General features: G+C 74.4%; 21 protein-coding genes and 1 tRNA gene. 15 read left to right on the forward strand and 7 right to left on the reverse strand.

Going from position 1 to position 21,664, the window contains the following annotated elements:
* The 3 genes from ACFY0X_RS31940 to ACFY0X_RS31950 form a co-directional block, all read left to right on the forward strand.
* Positions 1 to 96 (forward strand): acyl-CoA dehydrogenase family protein (locus tag ACFY0X_RS31940; RefSeq protein ID WP_157849844.1); only part of this gene is annotated, 96 nt, incomplete at its 5' end.
* A 144-nt stretch (positions 97 to 240) separates the two neighbouring features.
* Positions 241 to 924: a TetR family transcriptional regulator gene (locus tag ACFY0X_RS31945; protein ID WP_387759922.1), complete on the forward strand. Its 684-nt coding sequence runs from the start codon at positions 241 to 243 to the stop codon at positions 922 to 924.
* Between the two features lie 145 nt (positions 925 to 1,069).
* Complete coding sequence (locus ACFY0X_RS31950; RefSeq protein WP_387759828.1) at positions 1,070 to 2,410, forward strand: chloride channel protein; 1,341 nt, start codon at positions 1,070 to 1,072, stop codon at positions 2,408 to 2,410.
* Here the strand turns inward: ACFY0X_RS31950 and ACFY0X_RS31955 are convergent.
* Positions 2,403 to 2,906, reverse strand: a complete 504-nt coding sequence (locus ACFY0X_RS31955) for a MarR family winged helix-turn-helix transcriptional regulator (RefSeq protein ID WP_387759829.1) — start codon at positions 2,904 to 2,906, stop codon at positions 2,403 to 2,405. The two genes, ACFY0X_RS31950 and ACFY0X_RS31955, sit on opposite strands and share 8 nt — an antisense overlap.
* 540 nt (positions 2,907 to 3,446) lie before the next feature.
* Between ACFY0X_RS31955 and ACFY0X_RS31960 the strand changes: the two genes are divergently transcribed.
* Entirely contained in the window at positions 3,447 to 3,716 is a 270-nt protein-coding gene (locus ACFY0X_RS31960) for a hypothetical protein (RefSeq protein WP_387759830.1), read from the forward strand.
* A gap of 195 nt (positions 3,717 to 3,911) precedes the next feature.
* Here the strand turns inward: ACFY0X_RS31960 and ACFY0X_RS31965 are convergent.
* Positions 3,912 to 3,996, reverse strand: a tRNA-Leu gene (locus ACFY0X_RS31965).
* A 291-nt stretch (positions 3,997 to 4,287) separates the two neighbouring features.
* Here ACFY0X_RS31965 and ACFY0X_RS31970 point away from each other — a divergent pair.
* From ACFY0X_RS31970 to ACFY0X_RS31980, 3 genes are all read left to right on the forward strand, one after another.
* Complete coding sequence (locus ACFY0X_RS31970) at positions 4,288 to 5,619, forward strand: M20/M25/M40 family metallo-hydrolase (RefSeq protein ID WP_355267768.1); 1,332 nt, start codon at positions 4,288 to 4,290, stop codon at positions 5,617 to 5,619.
* A gap of 258 nt (positions 5,620 to 5,877) precedes the next feature.
* A complete protein-coding gene (locus ACFY0X_RS31975) occupies positions 5,878 to 6,114 on the forward strand; it encodes a chaplin (RefSeq protein WP_387759832.1) in 237 nt (78 codons plus the stop codon).
* A gap of 369 nt (positions 6,115 to 6,483) precedes the next feature.
* On the forward strand, positions 6,484 to 7,320 hold the full coding sequence (locus ACFY0X_RS31980) for a chaplin (RefSeq protein ID WP_387759834.1): 837 nt from the start codon (positions 6,484 to 6,486) through the stop codon (positions 7,318 to 7,320).
* A 179-nt stretch (positions 7,321 to 7,499) separates the two neighbouring features.
* On the opposite strand, the gene ACFY0X_RS31985 is transcribed toward ACFY0X_RS31980, so the two are convergent.
* On the reverse strand, positions 7,500 to 7,706 hold the full coding sequence (locus tag ACFY0X_RS31985; RefSeq protein WP_360261758.1) for a DUF5703 family protein: 207 nt from the start codon (positions 7,704 to 7,706) through the stop codon (positions 7,500 to 7,502).
* Positions 7,707 to 8,071: 365 nt separating this feature from the next.
* Between ACFY0X_RS31985 and ACFY0X_RS31990 the strand changes: the two genes are divergently transcribed.
* On the forward strand, positions 8,072 to 8,677 hold the full coding sequence (locus ACFY0X_RS31990; RefSeq protein ID WP_387759836.1) for a hypothetical protein: 606 nt from the start codon (positions 8,072 to 8,074) through the stop codon (positions 8,675 to 8,677).
* Between the two features lie 154 nt (positions 8,678 to 8,831).
* Here the strand turns inward: ACFY0X_RS31990 and ACFY0X_RS31995 are convergent, their stop codons facing one another.
* Both ACFY0X_RS31995 and ACFY0X_RS32000 read right to left on the reverse strand, forming a co-directional pair.
* Positions 8,832 to 11,045, reverse strand: coding sequence for a helix-hairpin-helix domain-containing protein (locus ACFY0X_RS31995; protein ID WP_387759837.1), 2,214 nt, complete (start codon positions 11,043 to 11,045; stop codon positions 8,832 to 8,834).
* 58 nt (positions 11,046 to 11,103) lie between these two features.
* Entirely contained in the window at positions 11,104 to 12,084 is a 981-nt protein-coding gene (locus tag ACFY0X_RS32000) for an aldo/keto reductase (protein WP_387759839.1), read from the reverse strand.
* A 250-nt stretch (positions 12,085 to 12,334) separates the two neighbouring features.
* Between ACFY0X_RS32000 and ACFY0X_RS32005 the strand changes: the two genes are divergently transcribed.
* The gene (locus ACFY0X_RS32005) at positions 12,335 to 13,381 is read left to right on the forward strand and encodes an LLM class F420-dependent oxidoreductase (RefSeq protein ID WP_387759841.1); all 1,047 of its coding nucleotides are present in this window, start codon (positions 12,335 to 12,337) and stop codon (positions 13,379 to 13,381) included.
* Positions 13,382 to 13,415: 34 nt separating this feature from the next.
* Here ACFY0X_RS32005 and ACFY0X_RS32010 read toward each other — a convergent pair whose 3' ends face one another.
* Positions 13,416 to 14,396: a magnesium and cobalt transport protein CorA gene (locus ACFY0X_RS32010; RefSeq protein ID WP_387759843.1), complete on the reverse strand. Its 981-nt coding sequence runs from the start codon at positions 14,394 to 14,396 to the stop codon at positions 13,416 to 13,418.
* A 203-nt stretch (positions 14,397 to 14,599) separates the two neighbouring features.
* On the opposite strand from ACFY0X_RS32010, the gene ACFY0X_RS32015 reads away from it, so the two are divergent.
* The 6 genes from ACFY0X_RS32015 (at position 14,600) to mshC (ending at position 20,413) form a co-directional block, all read left to right on the forward strand.
* Positions 14,600 to 15,292 carry a histidine phosphatase family protein gene (locus ACFY0X_RS32015; RefSeq protein WP_387759845.1) on the forward strand — a complete coding sequence of 231 codons (693 nt, stop codon included), beginning with the start codon at positions 14,600 to 14,602 and terminating at the stop codon, positions 15,290 to 15,292.
* Between the two features lie 196 nt (positions 15,293 to 15,488).
* Positions 15,489 to 16,058, forward strand: a complete 570-nt coding sequence (locus ACFY0X_RS32020; RefSeq protein ID WP_387759846.1) for a DUF3090 domain-containing protein — start codon at positions 15,489 to 15,491, stop codon at positions 16,056 to 16,058.
* A 44-nt stretch (positions 16,059 to 16,102) separates the two neighbouring features.
* Positions 16,103 to 16,900 carry an SCO1664 family protein gene (locus ACFY0X_RS32025; RefSeq protein ID WP_387759924.1) on the forward strand — a complete coding sequence of 266 codons (798 nt, stop codon included), beginning with the start codon at positions 16,103 to 16,105 and terminating at the stop codon, positions 16,898 to 16,900.
* 148 nt (positions 16,901 to 17,048) lie between these two features.
* On the forward strand, positions 17,049 to 17,978 hold the full coding sequence (locus ACFY0X_RS32030; RefSeq protein ID WP_387759848.1) for an AraC family transcriptional regulator: 930 nt from the start codon (positions 17,049 to 17,051) through the stop codon (positions 17,976 to 17,978).
* A 126-nt stretch (positions 17,979 to 18,104) separates the two neighbouring features.
* Positions 18,105 to 18,941 (forward strand): carbohydrate-binding protein, encoded by an 837-nt coding sequence (locus tag ACFY0X_RS32035; RefSeq protein WP_387759849.1) that lies wholly within the window; start codon positions 18,105 to 18,107, stop codon positions 18,939 to 18,941.
* A 242-nt stretch (positions 18,942 to 19,183) separates the two neighbouring features.
* Complete coding sequence (gene mshC, locus ACFY0X_RS32040; protein ID WP_387759850.1) at positions 19,184 to 20,413, forward strand: cysteine--1-D-myo-inosityl 2-amino-2-deoxy-alpha-D-glucopyranoside ligase; 1,230 nt, start codon at positions 19,184 to 19,186, stop codon at positions 20,411 to 20,413.
* A gap of 115 nt (positions 20,414 to 20,528) precedes the next feature.
* On the opposite strand, the gene ACFY0X_RS32045 is transcribed toward mshC, so the two are convergent.
* Positions 20,529 to 21,482 carry a PAC2 family protein gene (locus tag ACFY0X_RS32045; protein ID WP_387759852.1) on the reverse strand — a complete coding sequence of 318 codons (954 nt, stop codon included), beginning with the start codon at positions 21,480 to 21,482 and terminating at the stop codon, positions 20,529 to 20,531.
* Between the last annotated feature and the right edge of the window lie 182 nt (positions 21,483 to 21,664).

Consider the following 21,664-nt stretch of genomic DNA (forward strand, 5'->3'; position numbering starts at 1 on the left):
CCGGTGGAGCGGATGATGCGGGACGCGAAGATCACGCAGATCTACGAGGGCACCAACCAGGTCCAGCGGATCGTGATGGCCCGCAACCTCCCGTAACCCGCTCAGGACGTGCCCGACGGCGGGGCCCGCGAGAGGCCCGGCCGTCGGCGCCGCCCCCTGGGCGCGGATGTTAGGTTCCGGTGGATGAGCGAGAAGGAAGAGCAGGACCAGCCCATGACTGACGGGCCCTCGAAGCCGGCGATGCGCGAGGCGCTGGTGGCCGCGGCCTTCGAGCTCTTCCTGGAGCGCGGCTTCGAACAGACCACCGTCGACGACATCGTCGCGCTGGCCGGTGTCGGCCGGCGCTCCTTCTTCCGCTACTTCCCGGCCAAGGAGGACGTGGTCTTCCCCGACCACGAGCGCAGCCTCGCCGAGATGACGGAGTTCCTGGACTCCGGCACCGGCGAGGAGGACCCGGTCAAGCACGCCTGCGACGCCGCCCGCCTGGTCCTGCGGATGTACGCCGAGCAGCCGTCCTTCTCCGTCCAGCGCTACCGCCTGACCCGCAAGGTGCCCGGCCTGCGGGCGTACGAGCTGTCCGTGGTCTGGCGCTACGAGCACACCCTCGCCGCCTACCTGCGCGGCCGCTACGCCGACCGCCCGGACGGCCCGCTGCGCGCGGACGTGACCGCCGCGGCCGTGGTCGCCGCGCACAACCACGCCCTGCGCACCTGGCTGCGCTCGGGTGGGGAGAGCGACTGGGTGGCCGAGGTGGACGCGGCGATGGCCTTCGTCACCGGCACCTGGAGCGACCGCCCGGCCGAGGCCGCCGCCGAGGGCGACTCCGACGACGTCGTGGTGCTGGTCGCCAGCCGCCGGGCGCCGCTGTGGCGGATGGTCCAGGGCATCGAGAGCGCGCTGGGCACCGACGCCCGCCAGGTCTGACCATCACCCGTACGGCGCAGCCGGGGCCGCCGTGGCCCCGGGCGACGGCTCCCGCGCCGTGCGGGGCTTCCGGCCCGGGGCGAGACTCGGCCGCAGGACGGGGCCTCCCGGGCGGCGGGCGGCCCGGGAGCGCGAGGGAGCGGCGATGCCGACGACGTCCCGGCAGCCGGGCGGCGGCCCGCCCCTGCGCGAGCCGCTGCCGCACAGCGGCTACCTCCGGCTGCTGCTGATCTCGGCCCTGGTCGGCATCCCGGTCTCGCTGGCGGCCTTCGGCTTCGTCGGCCTGGAACACCAACTCCAGCACTGGGTCTGGGAGAGCCTGCCGACCGCGGCCGGCTACCGCCGGGCGCCCTGGTGGTGGCCGCTGCCGGCGCTGCTGCTGGCCGGCCTGCTGCTCGCCCCGGTCGTGACCCGGTTGCCCGGGCGCGGCGGCCACGTCCCGGTGGACGGGCTGGGCGGCCCGCCCACACCGCCGGCCGCCGTCCCCGGCGTGGTGCTGGCCGCGCTCGCCGGTCTGCCGCTCGGCGTGGTGCTCGGCCCGGAGGCGCCGCTGATGGCGCTCGGCGGCGGCCTCGCCCTGCTCGCCGTCCGCTCCGCCAGGAGGGCCGAACAGCCGCGGCTGGTGGCGGTGTTGGGTACGGCGGGTGCGGCGGCGGCGATCTCCACCATCTTCGGCAGCCCGCTGGTGGCCGCCGTGATGCTGATCGAGGCGGCCGGGCTGGGCGGCCCGCAGCTGATCGCGATGATCCTGCCCAGCCTGCTGGCCGGCGGGCTCGGGGCGCTGGTCTTCACCGGCTTCGGCCACTGGACCGGCCTGGCGATCGGCGCGCTCTCGCTGCCGCGCCTGCCGAAGAGCGGGGTGCCCGACCCGGGGGACTTCCTCTGGGGCGTCCCGCTGGCCGTCGCGATCGCCGTGGTCTGCGTGGCCGGGCAGGGCGTCGGCCGCCGGGTGAAGGTCCTCACCGCGACCGGCACCGCACGGCAGACCGCCCTGCGCACGGTGCTGTGCGCGGTCGCCGTCGGCGGCTGCCTCGCCGCCTACGCGCTGCTCACCGGCCGCTCCCCGGAGGAGGCCGCGCTCTCCGGGCAGGCCACCCTGGGCGCGCTCGCCGCCGACCCGGCCGCCTGGCCGGTCGGGGCGCTGCTCGCCCTGGTGCTCTGCAAGGGGCTGGCCTGGTCGATCGCCCTCGGCAGTCTGCGCGGCGGCCCGATCTTCCCGGCGATCCTGCTCGGTGCGGCCCTCGGCACGGCCTGTGCGCCGCTGCCCGGCCTCGGCGCCGCGCCCGCCCTGGCCGTCGGCCTCGCGGCCTCCAGCGCCGCCGTCACCGGACTGCCGGTCACCAGCACCGTCCTGGCCGCCATGCTGCTCGGCGGCGAGGCGGCGAACTCGATGCCGCTGCTGATCGTGTCCACGGTGGCGGCCTTCGTCACCGCGCAGTCGCTGCGCGGCCGGCCGAAGCGGGACGCCACCCCGGCCGTCAGCTGACATCGGCCTCCGGGCCCGCGCCGAGGTACTGCTCGATCTGCTGCTGGTTCTCCACCAACCGCAGGCACAGGTGCCGCAGTTGGGCCAGCTCCTCGGGGCTGAAGCCGCGGAAGACGGCGGCCATCGCGCGCTCGGTGGGCACCCGGAACTCCTCCAGCCAGGCCAGCCCCTCGGCCGTCGCGGTGACCAGCACCGCCCGCCGGTCCTTCGGGTCGGGGGAGCGGCGGGCCAGCCCCTCCCGCTCCAGGGTGTCCACCAGCCCGGTCGCGTTGCGCGGGGTCACCCCGCCGGCCCGGGCCAACTCGCCCACCGTCAGCCCCGGTTCCCCGGCCCCACCCGCCGCACCGAGCCGTACCAGCACGTCCAGCGCCCCCGCGCTCAGCCCCCGTCCCCGTGATCCGTGCGCCCGAAGCCTCTCCACCGCGTGGAACGCCGACCGCGCGGCGGCCGCCGCCTCCAGCGCCAGGGTGTCCCCGCCCTTGGTGAACATGCCCATGGCCGTCCGCACCCTGCTGTCGTACAGCCGGCCCTCGTCATCCCGCCCCAACGGGCCGGTCGCCGCTTCCCCTGAGTTATTTACCTGCTTCATAATGAAGTCATTCTGCACTGCTCGGAACGCCTGTCAAGGGGTGGCCCGCCGACTCGTCGGCCATGGCGGAGACTTCGGCGGGGATCGGAGGTGAGCCCCTGCGGGGACCCGTCGGTCCCGAGGTGCTAGCCAACTGTTCCCGTACGTCCGAGCCGCGTATCGGGCCGTTCGAATGATGCCGCCGGGGATCGGGGCGGCGCGACCGCGGGCCGGCGTCGCGGCCGTGGTCGGCACGGAGAGTGACGCGGGTGTGCTCCGGCCGAATGATCCTGTGAGATGGGCATACGAACTGTATTTCTGCTGGTGAGAGCGGCGATTCCGACGGGACGCGAGGCCGGACGGGGTGCGGCGCCGGTTGCGACGGGATGCGGGCCGTGGCTGTCTGAATCGCGGCGGGGCCGACCGGCGCCGCCACCAGATCCGGAAAACTCCGTGGAGGAGATCTTCATGCGTGCTCTCAAGCGAGTCGTGGCTGTCGGCGCTCTCACCGTCCCGCTCGTCCTCGGCTGCGCCGGCCTGGCGTCGGCCGCCGAAGGCATCGACGCGAACTACGGCAAGGGCTACTTCACCGCGAACGAGAACGGTGCCGGTCTCGCGGCCGTCGAATCCCACGTCGGCCCGGACGGCGTCTCGCACGCCGACTTCTGGATCTGGGCCGACGACAACGGCGTCTCCGGCTCCTTCACGGGTTCGGGCGCCACCTTCGTCGAGAGCTGACCCGACCCGCTCGGGCCTGACCCGGGCACCGTCCCGTCGGATCAGACCCACCCCGGATGCCCGGCCGGTACCCACCGGCCGGGCATCCGGCCGGTCGGACCCAGTGGAGAGCGGTGGGGGAGGCCCCGGCGGAAAGCCGTGCCGGAAGAAGCCGAAAAGCAGGAAGGCCCCAGATCAACTGGGGCCTTCCGTCGGTGTCCGAGGGGGGACTTGAACCCCCACGCCCGATAAAGGGCACTAGCACCTCAAGCTAGCGCGTCTGCCATTCCGCCACCCGGACCGGGTGTCGTCCTCGCGGCTTCCGATCTCTCGTCCGTCGCGCTGACAGATGTAACTGTAGCAAAGATCGGCTTGGGCTCCCAAAACGGTTCCCGGCGGGGGAGCGGGGCCGGTGGCGGCGGCGAGGGGCAGTCTGTGGCGGGGGCGTGACCAGGGGGTTTCGGGAGCGTGCGGGGGCTGGATCGGGATACGGGGCTGGGGGAGGATGGGCGGACGTGCTCGTACGGCCCGGGTGCAGGTCCTGGGGGTGGCGCGCTGGTGCGTCGGTGCGGGCCCAAGACGAGGAGTGACCGTGAGCGAGCGGAGCGAGTCGGCGGCCCCGAAGGTGACGGCTGAGTCGGAGGTCGCCGAGATCTGTCGCGATCTGATCCGGATCGACACCAGTAACTACGGGGACGGCTCCGGCCCGGGCGAGCGGAAGGCGGCCGAGTACGTGGCCGAGCAGCTCGCCGAGTTCGGCCTCGAACCGAAGATCTTCGAGTCGGCCAAGGGGCGGGCCTCGACCGTGGTCCGGATCGAGGGCGAGGACCGCTCCCGTCCGGGCCTGCTGATCCACGGCCACACCGACGTGGTGCCGGCCAACGCCGCGGACTGGACCCACGACCCGTTCGGCGGCGAGATCGCGGACGGCTGCGTCTGGGGGCGCGGCGCGGTCGACATGAAGGACATGGACGCGATGACCCTGGCGGTCATCCGCGACCGGCTCCGCACCGGGCGCAAGCCCCCGCGCGACATCGTGCTGGCCTTCCTCGCCGACGAGGAGGCCGGCGGCACCTACGGGGCGCGCTTCCTGGTGGACAAGCACCCGGGACTGTTCGAGGGCGTGACCGAGGCGATCGGCGAGGTCGGCGGCTTCTCCTTCACGGTCAACGACCAGGTCCGGCTCTACCTGGTGGAGACGGCCGAGAAGGGCATGCACTGGATGCGCCTGACGGTCGAGGGCCGGGCCGGCCACGGCTCGATGGAGAACGACGACAACGCGATCACCGAGCTGTGCGAGGCGGTCGCCAGGCTCGGCCGGCATCAGTTCCCGCTGCGGATCACCAAGACCGTCCGGGCCTTCCTGGACGAGCTGTCGGACGCGCTCGGGGTCGAGCTGGACCCGGAGAACATGGACGAGACGCTGCGGGTGCTCGGCGGCATCGCCAAGATGATCGGCACCACCCTGCGCAACACCGCCCAGCCGACCATGCTCGGCGCGGGCTACAAGGTGAACGTGATCCCCGGTCAGGCCACCGCGCACGTGGACGGGCGCTTCCTGCCCGGCTACGAGGAGGAGTTCCTGGCCGAGCTGGACAGCGTGCTCGGCCCGCGCGTGAAGCGCGAGAGCATCCACTCGGACAAGGCGATCGAGACCGGCTTCGACGGCGCCCTGGTCGAGGCGATGCAGACCGCGCTGCGGGCCGAGGACCCGATCGCCCGCGCGGTCCCGTACTGCCTGTCGGGCGGGACGGACGCCAAGTCCTTCCAGGACCTGGGCATCCGCTGCTTCGGCTTCGCGCCGCTCCAGCTGCCGCCGGACCTGGACTTCGCCGGGATGTTCCACGGCGTGGACGAGCGGGTGCCGGTGGACGGCCTGAAGTTCGGCGCCCGGGTGCTGGACCGCTTCATCGACGCCTGCTGAATTCCTGATCAGGCGACTGGGTCGGCCCGTTCCCGGAGCGCCGGGGGCGGGCCGGCCGCATTGTCCGAGCGGATGATTGTGGGACCGGGAGAAGGAGATCGACAGAAACGGTTCCTCCGGAATTTCCTGGTTGATCATTTGTGCGAGACCTCACCGTTGCGGGTGAATGGGAGATCCACTCCGTACCCCGTTTGCCGCAGCGTCGTTCATCCCTGTGCAGCCCGCCGAACGGGTTGCGTTGTCCATACAGGAGGAATGATGAAGGTCAAGAAGATCGCCGCTGTCACCGCCGCCACCGGTGGTCTGGTGCTCGCCGCCGCCGGTGTCGCGTCCGCTCACGCGGGCGCCGAGGGTGTGGCCGCGGGCTCCCCGGGTGTGCTGTCGGGCAACCAGATCCAGGTCCCGGTGCACATCCCGATCAACTTCTGCGGCAACACCGTGGACGTCGTCGGCGTGCTGAACCCCGCCTTCGGCAACCACTGCGCCAACGTCTGAGTCGACCTCCGGGCCGCCGAGGCCTGTTGAGCCGAACTCGGAACGGCCCCCGGGCGGCGGACGCGCCGCGCCGGGGGCCTTCGCGTTCCCGGCGGCCCGTCGGCGCCCGTCGGCTGCCGGCCGGCGGTCCTCCCGGGGCCGCCGGATACACGGCACCCGACACGATCGCTCGATCGGGTGAAGCTGATTCGTTCGGCTCAACCTCCCGGTTGGCCCCTCGTTAACCCGTGTGCAGCCGAAGCCCTTGCGTGATTTACGGATATACCGAAATTCCGACTTTCTTGAAGGTTCACGTCAAGGTCGACACGTCGTCTCGAAATGTCAGGGGAAAACATGAGGAATGTAGCCAAGAAGGGGATCCTCACGGCCGTGGCCACCGGCAGTGTGCTGGCCTCGACCGCCGGCTACGCCTATGCGGGGGGAGCCGAGGCACAGGGGGTGGCCACCGGTTCGCCCGGCGTCGTCTCGGGCAACTCGGTCCAGGTGCCGATCCAGGTGCCGATCAACGCCTGCGGCAACACGATCGACGTGGTCGGCTTGCTGAACCCGTCCTTCGGCAACCACTGCGCCAACGTCAACGGCGGAGGCCACCCGGCGGGCAAGCCCGCCCAGGGCGGCCAGCCCGGCGGCGGCTCGGGGGCCACCGGCGGTGGCGGCGGCCACACCGGTGGTGGCGCGGGCGGCGTCGACGGCTCGGGTACCGGCGGGAGCCAGGGCACCGGCGTTCCGGGCACCACGGTGCCGGGCGCCAACCTCCCGGGTGCCGGCGTCCCGGGCGCCGGCGCCTCCGGCACCGCCACCAACTCGGCCGGCGTGATCTCCGGCAACAGCGTCCAGGCGCCGGTGGACGTCCCGGTCAACGCGTGCGGCAACTCGGTGAACGTGGTCGGCGTCGCCAACCCGGCGTTCGGCAACCACTGCGCCAACGTGGAGAAGGTCGTGCCGCCCACCCCGGCCCCGCCGGCCGAGGGCTGCGCCGAGGCCTGCCCGACCCCGCCGCAGGTCTCCGCCGAGGAGGTGACGAACCCGCGCATCGGCGGCGAGTCCACCGCGGCGGTCGTCGCGGCGCCCGCCGCCGCGGACGCTCCGGCCGCCCAGCTGGCCTCCACCGGGGCCGGCGGCGTCGAGCTGCTCGGTGCCGCCGGTCTCGCGCTGCTGCTCGGCGGCGGCGTGCTCTACCGCCGGGCCCGGGCCGGCGCCCGCTGACCCGCTGAGGGCCTGTCGTCGACAGGCCCGGGGCCTGAGGAAGGCCCTCGGGGTGCGTGCCGGACCCGGCCCGCGCGCCCGCCGCGGAACGACGCACCCGCGGCCGCCGAGCGAACGGGCGGCCGCGGGTGGGTGAGGGCTCGGGGCGAGCCCTGCCCGGGGCCGCGGCGCCCCGCCCGTCACCAGCTCCGGACCTGCCGGATGATCCGCCGCTTCAACCGGACCGTCCGGCTGCCGTCGGGGAACAACCTGAGCCGGTCGAGCTCCCAGTGCCCGTACTCGGCGTGCTCGGTGAGCAGTTGGCGCGCCGCGTTGCGCGTGGTGCCGCGCGGCATGCGCAGGGACTGGTACTCGTACTCCGGCTGCCGGACCGGCTTCCGTGGGATCAAAACGCTCCTCCTGGGGATCACCTCGGGCAAGCCTACGGCCTGCCCCGGACAGTCGGCCCGGGTATTTCCGGCCGTCCTCCCGCGCGGAGGCGGCGGCCCGGAGGGCGACGACCCGCGCGGTCGACTGACAGTCCATCAGTTCTGTTGCCGCTGTGAAGGGAATACCCCGATCCCGGCGCGCGAAGCGGCACCCGGGCGGCCTCGGCGGGCCCGGCGCGCGCCCTGCGCGCCCGCTTCGCGCCGGTGTCACCGGAGGACGAAACGGAAGAGATCGGACATCAGGGCGGAAGTTGCGGTGAAATCGCGGGTGTAGGTGACAACCGCTGTGCGTACCGGCGCCGCGGGGAGATAGCGTCTGCACCATGTCTGATGCCGCGCAGCCCACCATTGCCGAGGTACGCGCCGCCGCTGAGGCGGTCAAGGCCGCCATCGACCGTCATCTGGAAGCGGTGTCAAGCCCCAACGCAGCCGATGATCCCGCCGTGTCCGCCGCCTACGAGCAGCTCGCCACGGCGGCCATCGCCTACGACCAGCTCCTGTACGAGGCCTACGACGAGGTGACGCCCTTCGAGATCCCCGGGGACGAGGGCCCCGGCGGTTACCACGGCCCCGAACAGCCCGAGGCGATCAGTGTGTTGATCCGCCGCGACTACCACGTCGTCGACCCCAAGCGGCTGCGTGCCCAGGCGGAGCGGCTGGACGAGTCGCTGACTCCGGGCGAAGTCGGCGCGGGCGAGGTGAACGCCGCGATCGGCGTGCTGTTCGGCGAGTACGAGCCCGACGAGATCGCCGCCCGCAGCGAGGAGTTCGGCTTGGAGGAGGCCGACTCGACGCTCTGGGTCGCGGCCGCCGAGCCGACCGAGCCGGGCGAGTGGCTGCCCGAGCCCTTCGAGCACGCCGACCCGCAGCTGCTGATCTGCCGGTTCGACGTCAGCGAGGTCTACGACGACGAGGACCCGGACGACTGACGCCGTCCAGGACGAGCCGACGGGCGGGCCCGGGACCACCGGGCCCGCCCGTCGTGCGTTCCGGCCCGGCGCGTGCGTCCCGGCCGGCGGGCCGGAACGCACGACGCGACGGGGCCGGCCGGGACGCACGACGCGAGGCCCGCCGGAACGCCGGTCAGTTCTCCGAGGCTGCGGTGTTCTCGGCGAGGACCGCCCGCAGCCGGGTGGTGCGCGGTTGCGCCGGGCGCTCGGCGACGGCCTGGGCGAGCGCCGGGCCCGCCGCGTGCACCACGGACAGGTGCCGCTCGCCGCGCCCGAAGGCGGTGTAGACCCACTGCCGGGTGAGCGCCGGGGCGGCGTCCTCCGGCAGCACCACGACCGCGCCCGGCCAGCGCCGGCCGAGCGCCTGGTGGACGGTCAGCGCCCAGCCGTGCCGCAGCCGGGCGGCCTCGGCCGGCGGGACCGTCCGGCGCGAGCCGTCCGTGTACTCCAGGTGCAGACCGGTGGCGTCGCCGTCCAGCACCCGGGCCGGGCGGGTGACGCCGGGGGCGGGGGAGTCGACCACCCGGTCACCCGGGTCGAAGCCGCCGAACCGGCCGGGGCCGGGGTTGAGCCGGGCCTTGGCGGCGGCGTTCAGCGCGCGGGTGCCGGCCGCGCCGCCGTGACCCGGGGTGAGCAGCACCACCTGCTCGACGGGGATGCCCAGCGCGCGCGGGATGGAGTCGGTGAGCAGCTGGATGGCACGGTGGACGGCCTCGCCGGCGTCCTTGGCGGTCAGGATGACCACCTCCTTGTCCGGCGCCTCGACCGGCTGCAGCTCGCCGATGCCGATGCCGGAGACCAGCTCGCCGATCGGGCCGAAGTCCGGGGTGCGGGAGGCGACCGCCGGGCAGGCCCTGGCGGCCAGCAGGTCGGCGAAGAACCGGCCGGGCCCGGCCGACCAGAGCTGGCCCGGGTCCCCGCTGAGCACCAGCCGGGTGCCGTCGGCCAGCGACTCCAGGACGGTGGCGGCCAGTTCGACGTCCAGCAGCGGGGCGTCCAGGAGGACCAGCAGGTCCAGGGCGAGGGTGCCGTCCGGGGCGCGGCCGGGGCCGGCGGCGCCGGAGAGCAGCCCGGCGAGGGTGACCACGGGGGCCTCGGCCCCGGTGCCGGCCCCGGCGAGCGCGGCGAGGGAGTCCCGGCCCTGGTCGGTCCAGGTGGCGGCCCAGGCCCGCAGCCCCAGGCCCCGGGCGGCGGTGACCAGCGCGGCCGGCTCGGCGCGGGCGGCCTCGCCGCCGGTGTGCAGCACCAGGGCGTGCTCGGCGGCGGCGGTGATCAGGGCGGTCGCGGAGGAGGACGGGGCGGCCTCGGCGGCGGCCGCCCAGGCGGTCGGGCCGGGGGCCGCGGGGGCCCGCTCGGCGGAGTCCTCGGCGGCCCCGCTCTCCCCGGCCTCCTCCTCGGCCTCGTCGGGGTCGGTGGCCTCGCCGTCGGGGTCGGTGGCCTCGTCGGCCGGGTCCTCGCCCGGCACGAAGGTGGCCATCAGCTGGAGCAGCTTCTCGGCGAGGCTGTCCTCGGCCATCGCCAGCCCCTCCAGGGCGAGCAGCGTGCGGGTCGGCGCCTCGTCCTCCTCGCCGCCCCCCGCCGCGTGCGCCTCGGCGCCGGTCAGCTCCTCCTGGAAGGGCAGCACCCGGCCGTCCGCGACGGCGGCCTGGATCGCGGCGCCCGGGTCGGGCATCCGGAGCCGTTCGAGCCCGGCCGCCACCTCGGCCGCCTCCTGGGCCGAGTGCCCGCGCAGCGCCGCCTGCTCCAGCAGCCACGCGACCAGCGCCCGGGCACGACGCTCGTCGCCCGGGCCGGCTTCGGGGCCGAGCAGCTCACGGGCGAAGCCGTCCGCGTGCTCGGGGCGGACACCGGGCAGGCCCAGCACCGCCCACGGGTCCTCGCGCAGCCGCCGGGGGGCCTCCTCACCGAACTCGGCCACGGCGGCGGCCGCCAGCTCGGCCGGGGCGCCGCCGGCGGCCAGCACCTCGGCGGTGGCGCGGATCGCCTCGGCGCGCTGCCGGTCGGACACCACCGGGGCGGGAGCGGCCGGGGCGGGGACCGTCACGGCCCTGGCAGGGGTCGGGGCGACAGGGGCGGGCGCCGGAGCGGTCGGGGCGGCAGGGGCAGGCGCCGGGGCGGTCGGGGCGGCGGGCTCCGACCCCTCGGGCTCCGGAGCCTCTGCCGTCGACGCCTCCGCCATCGAGGCCTCCGCCCGGGCGGCACCCGCCCGCGCGGCACTCGCCGCGGCGTCCTCCGACTGCATGCCGCGGATCCGCTGGGCCAGCTCCGCGAACTTCGCCGCCTTCGTCTCCGGGCTCAGCCGGCCCCCGGCGGTCACCTCCGGAGCGCCGTTGCCCGTGTCAGTCATCGTCGTCCGCTCCAAGGTCACTCCACTGCAGGTTCTGCTCGACAGCCAGGGCCGGGGGTCACAGCTCCGTCCACCCCTGGTCCGGGTAGTGGTGCACCGGCGACGAGATGTCGTCCAGCGCACCACGGATCTCATCCGGAAGCGTAAGCGCCTCCACCGACAGCGCCGCCTGCAGCTGGGCCACCGTCCGGGCCCCGACGAGGGCGCTCGCCACCCCGGGCCGGTCCCGGACCCAGGCCAGCGCGACCGCCAGCGGCGTGCTGGCGAGCCCGTCGGCGGCGGTGGCGACGGCGTCCACGATCCGCCGCGAGCGCTCCCCGAGGTACGGCTGGACGAACCCGGTCAGGTACGGCGAGGCGCCGCGCGAGTCCTGGGGGATGCCGTGCCGGTACTTGCCGGTGAGCACCCCGCGCCCGAGGGGCGAGCCGGCCAGCACCCCGACCCCGGCGTCCAGTGCGGCGGGCATCGCCTCCCGCTCGATGCCGCGCTGGAGCAGCGAGTACTCCAGCTGCGCCCCGGCCAGCGGCACCCGCCCGTGGTGGGCGCGCTGCCAGGTGGCGGCCCTGGCGAGCTGCCAGCCGCTGAAGTCGCAGACCCCGACGTAGCGGGCGCGCCCGGAGGCGACGGCGATGTCGAGGGCGCTGAGCGTCTCCTCGGCCGGGGTGGCCGGGTCGAAGGCGTGCACCTGCCACAGGTCGACGTAGTCGGTGCCGAGCCGGCGCAGCGAGGCGTCCAGGGCGGCGAGCAGGTGGCCGCGCGAGCCGTCGAAGCGGCGGGCGGACTCGGGGACGCTGCCGGCCTTGGTGGCGATGACCAGCTCGGAGCGCGGGATCAGGCTGTCGGTGAGCCGGGAGAGCAGGTACTCGGCGCCGCCGTCCGCGTACACGTCGGCGGTGTCGACCAGGTTGCCGCCGGCGTCCACGAACTCCTTCAGCTGCTCCGCGGCCTCGTGCTCGTCGGTGTCGCGGCCCCAGGTCATAGTGCCGAGGCCGAGCCGGGAGACCTGGAGGCCGGTACGGCCGAGGTGACGTTGTTCCATCGGACGGGCCCTCCACTGGCCGGTGGCCCCGGGAGCCCCGGAGGCCGGTAAACGCGCAGGTGGGAAGAGCACTCCCCACGTCGGCTGAGCGTAGCGGCCGGTACCCGGACACGGGTGCCGACCCGCAGAACGATCACCGGGGCGGAAACCCGGGCGAGTGTGACCCAGCCCACCACTACCCGTCAGTAGCATGTCCGGCGCGGGCGCGGTTACCCTCGCCACAACCCCAACCCACTGGAAGGTGCGGCAGATGCGACTCGGGATCAACCTCGGCTACTGGGGGCTCGGCATGGACGCCGACAACATCGCCGTGGCCCAGGAGGCGGACCGGCTCGGCTACTCGGTCTGCTGGGCGGCGGAGGCGTACGGCTCGGACGCCGCGACGGTGCTCAGCTTCGTCGCCGCGAAGACCGAGCGGATCGACGTCGGCTCGGCCATCTTCCAGATCCCGGCCCGCACCCCGGCGATGACCGCGATGACCGCCGCGACCCTGGACACCCTGTCCGGCGGCCGGTTCCGGCTCGGCCTCGGCGTCTCCGGCCCGCAGGTGTCCGAGGGCTGGTACGGCGTGAAGTTCGACAAGCCGCTGGCCCGCACCCGCGAGTACGTGGAGATCATCCGCAAGGCGATGTCCCGCGAGCGCCTGGTCCACGAGGGCGCGCACTGGACGCTGCCGCTGCCCGGCGGCCCCGGCAAGCCGATCAAGCTCACCGTCCACCCGGTGCGCGAGCACATCCCGCTGTACATCGCCGCGATCGGCCCGAAGAACCTGGAGCTGACCGGCGAGATCGCCGACGGCTGGCTCGGCATCTTCTTCTCGCCCGAGCACGCCGCGCTCTCCCTGGACCCGCTGACGGCCGGCCGGGCCAAGGCCGGGCGGACCCTGGAGGGCTTCGACCTCTGCCCGACCGTGAACCTCGCGGTCGGCGAGGACGTCAAGGCCGGCGTGGACGCCCTGCGCTCGTACGCCGCGCTCTACATCGGCGGCATGGGCAGCAAGGAGAAGAACTTCTACAACCAGCTCGCCCGGCGGATGGGCTACGAGCAGGCCGCCGACGAGGTCCAGGAGAAGTACCTCGCCCGGGACTACGCGGGCGCCGCGGCCGCCGTCCCGCACGACCTGATCGACGCCACCTCGCTGATCGGCGACACCGCCCGGATCGCCGACCGGATGCAGGCCTACGCCGACGCGGGCGTCAGCACGCTCACCCTGGCCCCGGCCGGGTTCACCCTGGACGAGCGGATCCTGGCGCTGCGCACCGGCGTCGAGGCGCTGGAGCGCGCCGGGCTGGCGTGACCGGACGGGCGGCGGGCGGGCGGCACGACCGGCGCTACAGCCAGTCGTGCCGCTTGAACACCCGGTGCAGCACCAGGCAGACCACCACCATCAGCACCAGCACCGCCGGGTAGCCCCAGGCCTGGTGCAGCTCGGGCATGTCGTCGAAGTTCATCCCGTAGACGCCCGCGATCATCGTCGGCACGGCGGCCAGCGCCGCCCAGGCCGAGATCTTCCGCATGTCGTTGTTCTGCTGGACGCTGACCTGCGCCAGGTTGGCGCTCAGGATGTCGGACAGCAGCCGGTCCATGCCGTCCACCTGGTCGTTCACCCGGGCCACGTGGTCGGCGACGTCCCGCAGGTAGGGCGCGGTCTCGGAGCGGACGAAGCGGGCGCCGCGCTCCAGGGCGAGCATCGGCTCCAGCAGCGGGCCGGTGGCCCGGCGCACGGACATCACCTGGCGCTTGTAGCCGTAGATCCGGCCGGCGGTGTCGCGGCCGACCCGGCCGGGGGCGAAGATGTCCGCCTCCAGCTCGTCCAGGTCGCTCTGGAGCGCGGTGGCCACGTCCATGTAGCCGTCCACGATGGTGTCGCAGACCGAGTGCAGCACCGAGCTGGGCCCGTAGCGCAGCAGTTCGGGATCCTGCTCCAGGGTGGCGCGGAGGCCGCTGAGCGGGCTGTCCTCGCCGTGCCGGACGGTCATCACGAAGTCCCGGCCGAGGAAGACCATCACCTCGCCGACCGTGACGACGTGCGCGCCGGGGTGGTAGCCGAGGGTCTTCAGGGTGACGAACAGCGAGCCCTGGTAGGCCTCCACCTTGGGGCGCTGGTGGGCGCTGACGGCGTCCTCGACGGCCAGCGGGTGCAGTGCGAACTCCTGGCCCACCTGGTCGAGTTCCTCGGTGGTGGGCTCGAACAGGCCTATCCAGACGAAGCCGTCCGGACCGGCCGCGCGGGCGGCGGCGAGCGCGCCGGCCAGGTCCTCGGGGGCCTCGATCCGGCGGCCGTCGTGGTAGGCGGCGCAGTGGACGATCATGCGGGCCATTGTCACCCGGGGCGGGGCCGTCCGGCGAGGACGCGGGAGGAACCGGTCCACCGGTCCACCCGTCCCCGGCACCCGACCGGTGCCCCGTCCGCCGGCCCGCGGCGCCCGGGCCGGCGCCCGACCGTGCGGCCGGGCGGAGATCCGGGCGGAGAACCGGGCCCCACGGCCGGGCCCGGAGGCCGTAGGCTGACCCCATGCCCACCCTGCTGCTCGTCCGTCACGGCCGCTCCACCGCGAACACCGCCGGGATCCTGGCCGGTTGGACCCCCGGCGTGGACCTCGACGACACCGGGCGCGACCAGGCCGCCGCGCTGGCCGGCCGGCTGGCCGGCATCCCGCTGGTGCAGGCCGTCAGCAGCCCGCTGGAGCGCTGCCGGCAGACGCTGGAACCGCTGCTGGCGGTCCGGCCCGAACTCGGCCCGCCGGCCGCGGACGAGCGGCTGGGGGAGTGCCACTACGGCGACTGGACCGGCCGCCCGCTGGCCGAGCTGGCCAAGGAGCCGCTCTGGCGCACCGTGCAGGACCACGCCGCCGCGGCCGCCTTCCCCGGCGGGGAGTCGCTGCGCGCGCTGAGCCACCGCACGGTGGACGCGGTGCGCGAGTGGAACCAGAAGATCGCCGCCGAGCACGGCGAGGACGCGGTCTGGATCGCCTGCTCGCACGGCGACGTGATCAAGGCGGTGGTGGCCGACGCGCTCGGGCTGCACCTGGACCACTTCCAGCGGATCAGCGTCGAGCCCTGTTCGGTCACCGCGATCCGCTACACCCCGCAGCGGCCCTTCGTGCTGAGGATGGGCGACACCGGCGACCTCGGCCCGCTCGCCCCGAAGCCCGGCCCCGCCGCGGCCACCCCGGCCGGCGACGCGGTGGTCGGCGGCACCGTCTGACCCGCGCCGCCGACGGGCCGTCCGGGGAGGCGCCGTCCGGGCGGCACCGTCCGCTTCCCCGGGTGCCACCCCGCCCGCGGCCGTCGGCTCGGCTCCCCGGCCGGAGCCCGGAGGTCGTAGGGTGACTAACGAGTCCATCCGGCCGCGACCCGCCCCCGGCGGAACCGCGCCGACCGACACGATCCGGAGCGAGAGCGTGCCCCGTCAGGTCTTCTTCTACGACCAGCCCGAACGGTTCGTGGCCGGCACCGTCGGCCAGCCCGGCGCCCGGGCGTTCTACCTTCAGGCCAGCGCCCGGGGCCGGATCACCAGCGTGCTGCTGGAGAAGAACCAGGTCGCGGCGCTCGCCGAGCGCATCGAGGAGGTCCTGGACGAGGCGCTGCGGCGCAGCGGCGGCGACGCCGCCATCCCGGCCGCCGCCCCTAAGGACCTGCTCGACACCGCCCCGCTGGACCTCCCGCTGGAGCAGGAGTTCCGGGTCGGCACGATGGCCCTGGCCTGGGACAGCGTGGAGAGCTGCCTGGTGGTCGAGGCCCAGGCGCTGGTCGAGGACGAGGAGGACGAGGAGGCCGCCGAGGCGGTCTTCACCGACGACGACACCGGCCCGGACATGCTGCGGGTGCGGCTGTCCGGCGCGATGGCCCGGGTCTTCGCCAAGCGCGCGCTGGACCTGGTCGCGGCCGGCCGCAAGCCCTGCCCGTTCTGCAACCTGCCGCTCGACCCGGAGGGCCACCTGTGCCCGCGCGCGAACGGCTACCGGCGCTGAACACCGACACCCCGCCGCAGGCCGACCCGTCGGCGGCCGCCGCGCTGGCCGCCGACGTGCCCACCGCCCTCGCGCTGCTGCGCCAGGGCGAGCTGACCGTGCACGGCCGGCTCACCGACGCCTCCAACGCCGCGCTGTACTGCACGGTGGCGCACGGCTCGCTGAGCGCCCAGGCCGTCTACAAGCCGGTGGCCGGTGAACGCCCGCTGTGGGACTTCCCGGACGGCACGCTGGCCGGGCGCGAGGTCGCCGCGTACGAGCTGTCCGCCGCGACCGGCTGGGGGCTGGTGCCGCCCACCGTGCTGCGCGAGGGCCCGCACGGCCCGGGCATGGTGCAGCTGTGGGTCGAGCCGGACCCGGGGGCCGAGCCGCTGCTCGCGCTCCAGGACCCGCGCGGTCCGGAGGCGGGCTGGCTGCCGATCGTCCGGGCCGAGGTCGAGGGCGGGCGGACGGCCCTGCTGGTGCACCACGACGACCGGCGGCTGCGCCGGCTCGCCGTCCTGGACGCGGTGCTCAACAACGCCGACCGCAAGGGCGGCCACCTGATCCCGGCCGCCGACGGCCGGGTGTACGGCATCGACCACGGCGTCACCTTCAACACCGAGGACAAGCTGCGCACCCTGCTCTGGGGCTGGGCCGGTGACCCACTGCCGGCCGAGGCGCTGGAGGTGCTGGCCCGGCTGGCCGAGCAGTTGGACGGCGAGCTCGCCGAGCGCCTCGCCCCGCACCTGACGGCGGCCGAACTGGACGCGACCCGGGCCCGGGTGGCCGGGCTGCGCGGTTCCGGACGGCATCCGCTGCCGCCCGAGGACTGGCCCGCGATCCCCTGGCCGCCGGTGTAGCCGGGGCGGCCCGCCCCCGGGGCGGGCCCCGCCGCCCCCCGGGAGCGCCGGTGGTCCGGACCGGTCCGGACGGTGGTCTGGACCGGTTCGGGAAAACGGCGCACAGATGGTCTGGACCTGTCCCCGGAACAGGTCGCACACTGCTCCGATGGATGTGCGACGGACCACCCCCACCCCCCGAACCGCGCCGGACCTGCCGTTACACCGGCTACAGGTCCCGCTGCCCCAGCTCCTCCCCTTCGCCATCGGCAGTTTCGACGCGATCGGCCCGCTGTCCCGGGCCGGCTTCCCCCACCGGCACTCCTTCTACGAGATCGTCCACGTCACCGGCGGCCACGGCGCCCACGTCCTGGACCTCGTGCACCGGCCGCTGGCGCCGCCCCAGTTGTGCGTGATCACCCCCGGCCAGGTGCACTACTGGGGGGACACCGAGGACCTGGTCGGACGGGTCGTCCTGTTCAACGAGGACTTCCTGCTCGGCCACCCCCAGGACCTCGCCGCCCTGCGGGCCCTGGCCACCCGCCCGGCCCTCGCCCTCGGCGAACAGGCCGACGCGGTCGCCGGGCTGCTCGCCGACATGGAGTACGAGTACCGGACCAGGGCGCCCGGCTACCAGGGTGTGCTGCGGGCCAGCCTGCACATCCTGATCGTCCGGGCGCTGCGCGCCAGCGCCCCGGCCGACCGTCCGGCGGTGCCCAGCCGGCCGGCCGAAGTCGCCGCCGCCTTCACCCGGCTGATCGCCCGGCCGGGCGGGGTGCGGCACTCGGTGGCGTCCACCGCGCAGGAGCTCGGGGTCTCCCCGGGGCACCTGCAGACCCTGGTGAAGCAGGCCACCGGCCGGACCCCGGGCGGACTGATCCGCCGCCAGCAGACCCTGGAGGCCAAACGGCTGCTGGCCTGCACGGATCTGACCATCCGCCAGGTCGCCAAGGAGGCGGGCTTCGCCGACCCGGCGTACTTCTGCCGGTTCTTCCGCAGGGAGACCGGGATGACCCCGGGGGAGTTCCGGTCCAGGGTCGACGGAAATCACCACGATCCCCGGATCATGTCCATCGCGGTCGCGCCGGACGGCCCGTAACTTTGCTGCTGGCCACCGGTGGCCGGTCCGGCGCGCGCGAACGGGTCGCCGGTTCGGCCCTTGTCATGCCCCCACCATGGCAAGGGCCGCCCCCCACCTCCCCGCCTCACGAAAAGGAGACGGCGCATGCCCACGCCCGACGGCATGATCAGCCGCAAGACCGTCCTGAAGGCCGCCGCCGCGCTGGGCGCCGCCCCGCTGCTGGTCGGCGGCGGAGTCGCCCTGGCCCGGGACCGGATCAGCAGCGGCGAGCCGCTCGGCTTCACCCCCGAGTGCCACGACGGGGACGCCCCCACCATCGAGCAGACCGAGGGCCCGTACTTCAAGCCCAACTCCCCGCTGCGCAGCTCGATGGTCAACGACGGCCCCGGCACCCACCTGGTCGTCAGCGGCTACGTGTTCGGCCGCGCCTGCCGGCCCATCTCCGGCGTGCTGCTGGACTTCTGGCAGGCGGACAACGACGGCGACTACGACAACGTCACCTACACCTTCCGCGGCCACCAGTTCACCGACGCCAACGGCGCGTACAAGCTGGACACCATCGTGCCCGGCCTCTACCCGGGCCGCACCCGGCACATCCACGTCAAGCTCCAGGCCCCCGGCCGCCCGATCGTCACCACCCAGCTGTACTTCCCGGGGGAGCCGCGCAACAGCACGGACACCATCTACGACGCCCGGCTGCTGATGAACGTCCGGCAGAACGGGCCGACCCGCGAGGGCACCTTCGACTTCGTGCTGAACGTGCCGCAGACCCCGGGCACGCCGAGCCCGACGCCCACGCCCACCCCGACCGCCACCTCCACCCCGACCACGCCGCCGGGCGGCACCTGGGCTGCGGGTACCTCGTACAGCGCGGGCGACCGCGTGACCTACTCCGGCGTCTCCTACACCTGCCTCCAGGCGCACACCGCCATGGCCGGCTGGGAGCCGCCGAACGTGCCGGCCCTCTGGAAGCGGTCGTAGCGGCTCCGACCGCGTCCCCCGGGGGCGCCGGGCGCCCGGTCGGCGGCAGGGCCGGCCGGGCGCTCAACCGTGTCCGGAACCGGGGCCACGGGTGCCCCGAGCAGGGCCGGGCGCGCCCGGAACGGCGGCCGGATCCCGTGCATTACCAGTCGGGAAACCGCCGGGCAACGGCAGGAAGCGAATCCAGTCGATCTTTCGCACTGGTTAGGCTTTCAAATGTTCGCAAGGTTAAAGTTGTTGCCATGCATGCCTGGCCCGCCTCCGAGGTTCCCGCCCTGCCTGGTCAGGGGCTCCCCCTTCGTATCCACGACACCGCAGCGGGCACGGTCCGGGAGGTCGTGCCGCTGGACGGCACCGCCCGGATCTACGTCTGCGGCATCACCCCCTACGACGCGACCCACATGGGCCACGCCGCCACCTACAACGCGTTCGACCTGGTGCAGCGCGTCTGGCGGGACGCCGGTCACGACGTCCTGTACATCCAGAACGTCACCGACGTCGACGACCCCCTGCTCGCCCGCGCGGTCGAGACCGGGCAGGACTGGACCGCCCTGGCCGAGCGCGAGACGGCCCTGTTCCGCGAGGACATGACCGCGCTGCGGATGCTGCCGCCGGCCCACTACATCGGCGCCGTCGAGTCGATCCCGTGGATCGTCCCGATCGTCCAGAAGCTGCTGGCCTCCGGCGCCGCCTACGAGGTGGACGGCGACATCTACTTCTCGGTCGACGCCGACCCGCACTTCGGCGAGGTCTCCGGGCTGACCCGCGAGGCCATGCGCCCGGTCTTCGCCGAGCGCGGCGGCGACCCGGACCGCCCCGGCAAGCGCAACCCGCTGGACGCCCTGCTCTGGCTGGCCGCCCGCCCGGGCGAGCCCGCCTGGGACACCGAGCTCGGCCACGGCCGCCCCGGCTGGCACATCGAGTGCGTCGCCATCGCGCTGCAGTACCTCGGCATGTCCTTCGACATCCAGGGCGGCGGCAGCGACCTCTCCTTCCCGCACCACGAGATGGGCGCCGCGCACGCCCAGGTCGCCACCGGCACCCACCCGTACGCCAAGGCGTACGTGCACGCCGGCATGGTCGCCCTGGACGGCCACAAGATGTCCAAGTCCCGCGGCAACCTGGTCTTCGTCTCGGCGCTGCGCCGCGAGGGCGTCGACCCGGCGGCGATCCGCCTGGCGCTGCTCTCGCACCACTACCGCGCGGACTGGGAGTGGACCAAGAGCACCCTGGACGACGCCGTCGAGCGCCTCGCCCGCTGGCGCGCCGCGGTCTCCCGCCCGGACGGTCCGGCGGCCGAGCAGCTGCTCACCGAGGTGCGCGCGGCGCTCGCGAACGACCTGGACGCGCCCGCCGCGCTGGCCGCGGTCGACCGCTGGGCGGCCCGGCAGGAGGCCGACGGCGGCACCGACACCGGCGCGCCCGGCCTGGTGACCCGCACCGTGGACGCCCTGCTGGGCGTCGCGCTGTAACACCCCGCACCACACGCCGAAGGGGCGTCAGGACCGGATGTCCTGACGCCCCTTCGGCCGTCCGGCCCGTCGTACGGCGGGCCGGACGGCCTGTCGCACGGCGGTCGTGCGGAGGTCACTCCTCCTCGGAGCCGTCCTGCCCCTCCCGGGCGCCGCCCGGCGCCTCCGGCTCGGCCGGCCGCTCCGCCGTGGCGTGCCCGGCCACCGGCTTCTCGCCGGTCGGCCCGACGTTCTCCCGCCGGCGCAGGTAGCGCTCGAACTCGCGGGCGATCGCGTCGCCGGAGGCCTCCGGCAGCTCCGCGGTGTCCTGCGCCTCCTCCAGCTGCTGGACGTACTCGGCCACCTCGCTGTCCTCGGCGGCCAGCTGGTCCACGCCGAGCTGCCAGGCCCGGGCGTCCTCGGCGAGCTCGCCCGGCGGGATGCGCAGGTCCAGCAGGTCCTCCAGCTTGTTGACCAGGGCCAGCGTGGCCTTGGGGTTCGGCGGCTGCGAGACGTAGTGGGGCACCGCGGCCCAGAGCGTCACGGCCGGCACGCCGGCGTGGGTGCAGGCCTCCTGGAGCACCCCGACGATGCCGGTGGGGCCCTCGTAGCGGCTCTCCTCCAGGTCCAGCCGGCGGGCCAGCTCCGGGTCGGAGGTGACGCCGCTCACCGGCACCGGGCGGCTGTGCGGGGTGTCGCCGAGCAGCGCGCCCAGGATCACCACCAGCTCGACGCCCAGCTCGTGCGCGAAGCCGAGCAGCTCGTTGCAGAACGAGCGCCAGCGCATGCTCGGCTCGATGCCGCGGACCAGCACGACGTCCCTGGTCGTCGGCTCCGTCACCCGGACCACCGAGAGCCGGGTGGTCGGCCAGGTGATCCGGCGGACGCCGCCGTCCAGCCAGACCGTGGGCCGGTTGACCTGGAAGTCGTAGTAGTCCTCCGCGTCCAGGGCGGCGAACACCTTGCCGCTCCAGGTCTCGTCCAGGTGCGCCAGAGCCGCGGAGGCGGCGTCGCCCGCGTCGTTCCAGCCCTCGAACGCGCAGACCATCACCGGGTCGATCAACTCGGGAACATCTTCCAACTCGATCACCCAGCGTCTCCCTCCGGTCGGCGGTCGGACCCGCGCCGCCCCGGCTGGCCTGCCGGGGCGCCGACGGCCGGCTGCCGACTGTCGAACCTCTCGTCTCCCGTGGAACGCCTCGCTCCACGGTCCCTACCTGCCCAGCCTACGGGCTTTGATGCGCACCACGGCCGGGCACCGGGACAGTCTGG

It is taken from the genome of Kitasatospora sp. NPDC001547, from assembly GCF_042894165.1.
Classification (GTDB): domain Bacteria; phylum Actinomycetota; class Actinomycetes; order Streptomycetales; family Streptomycetaceae; genus Kitasatospora.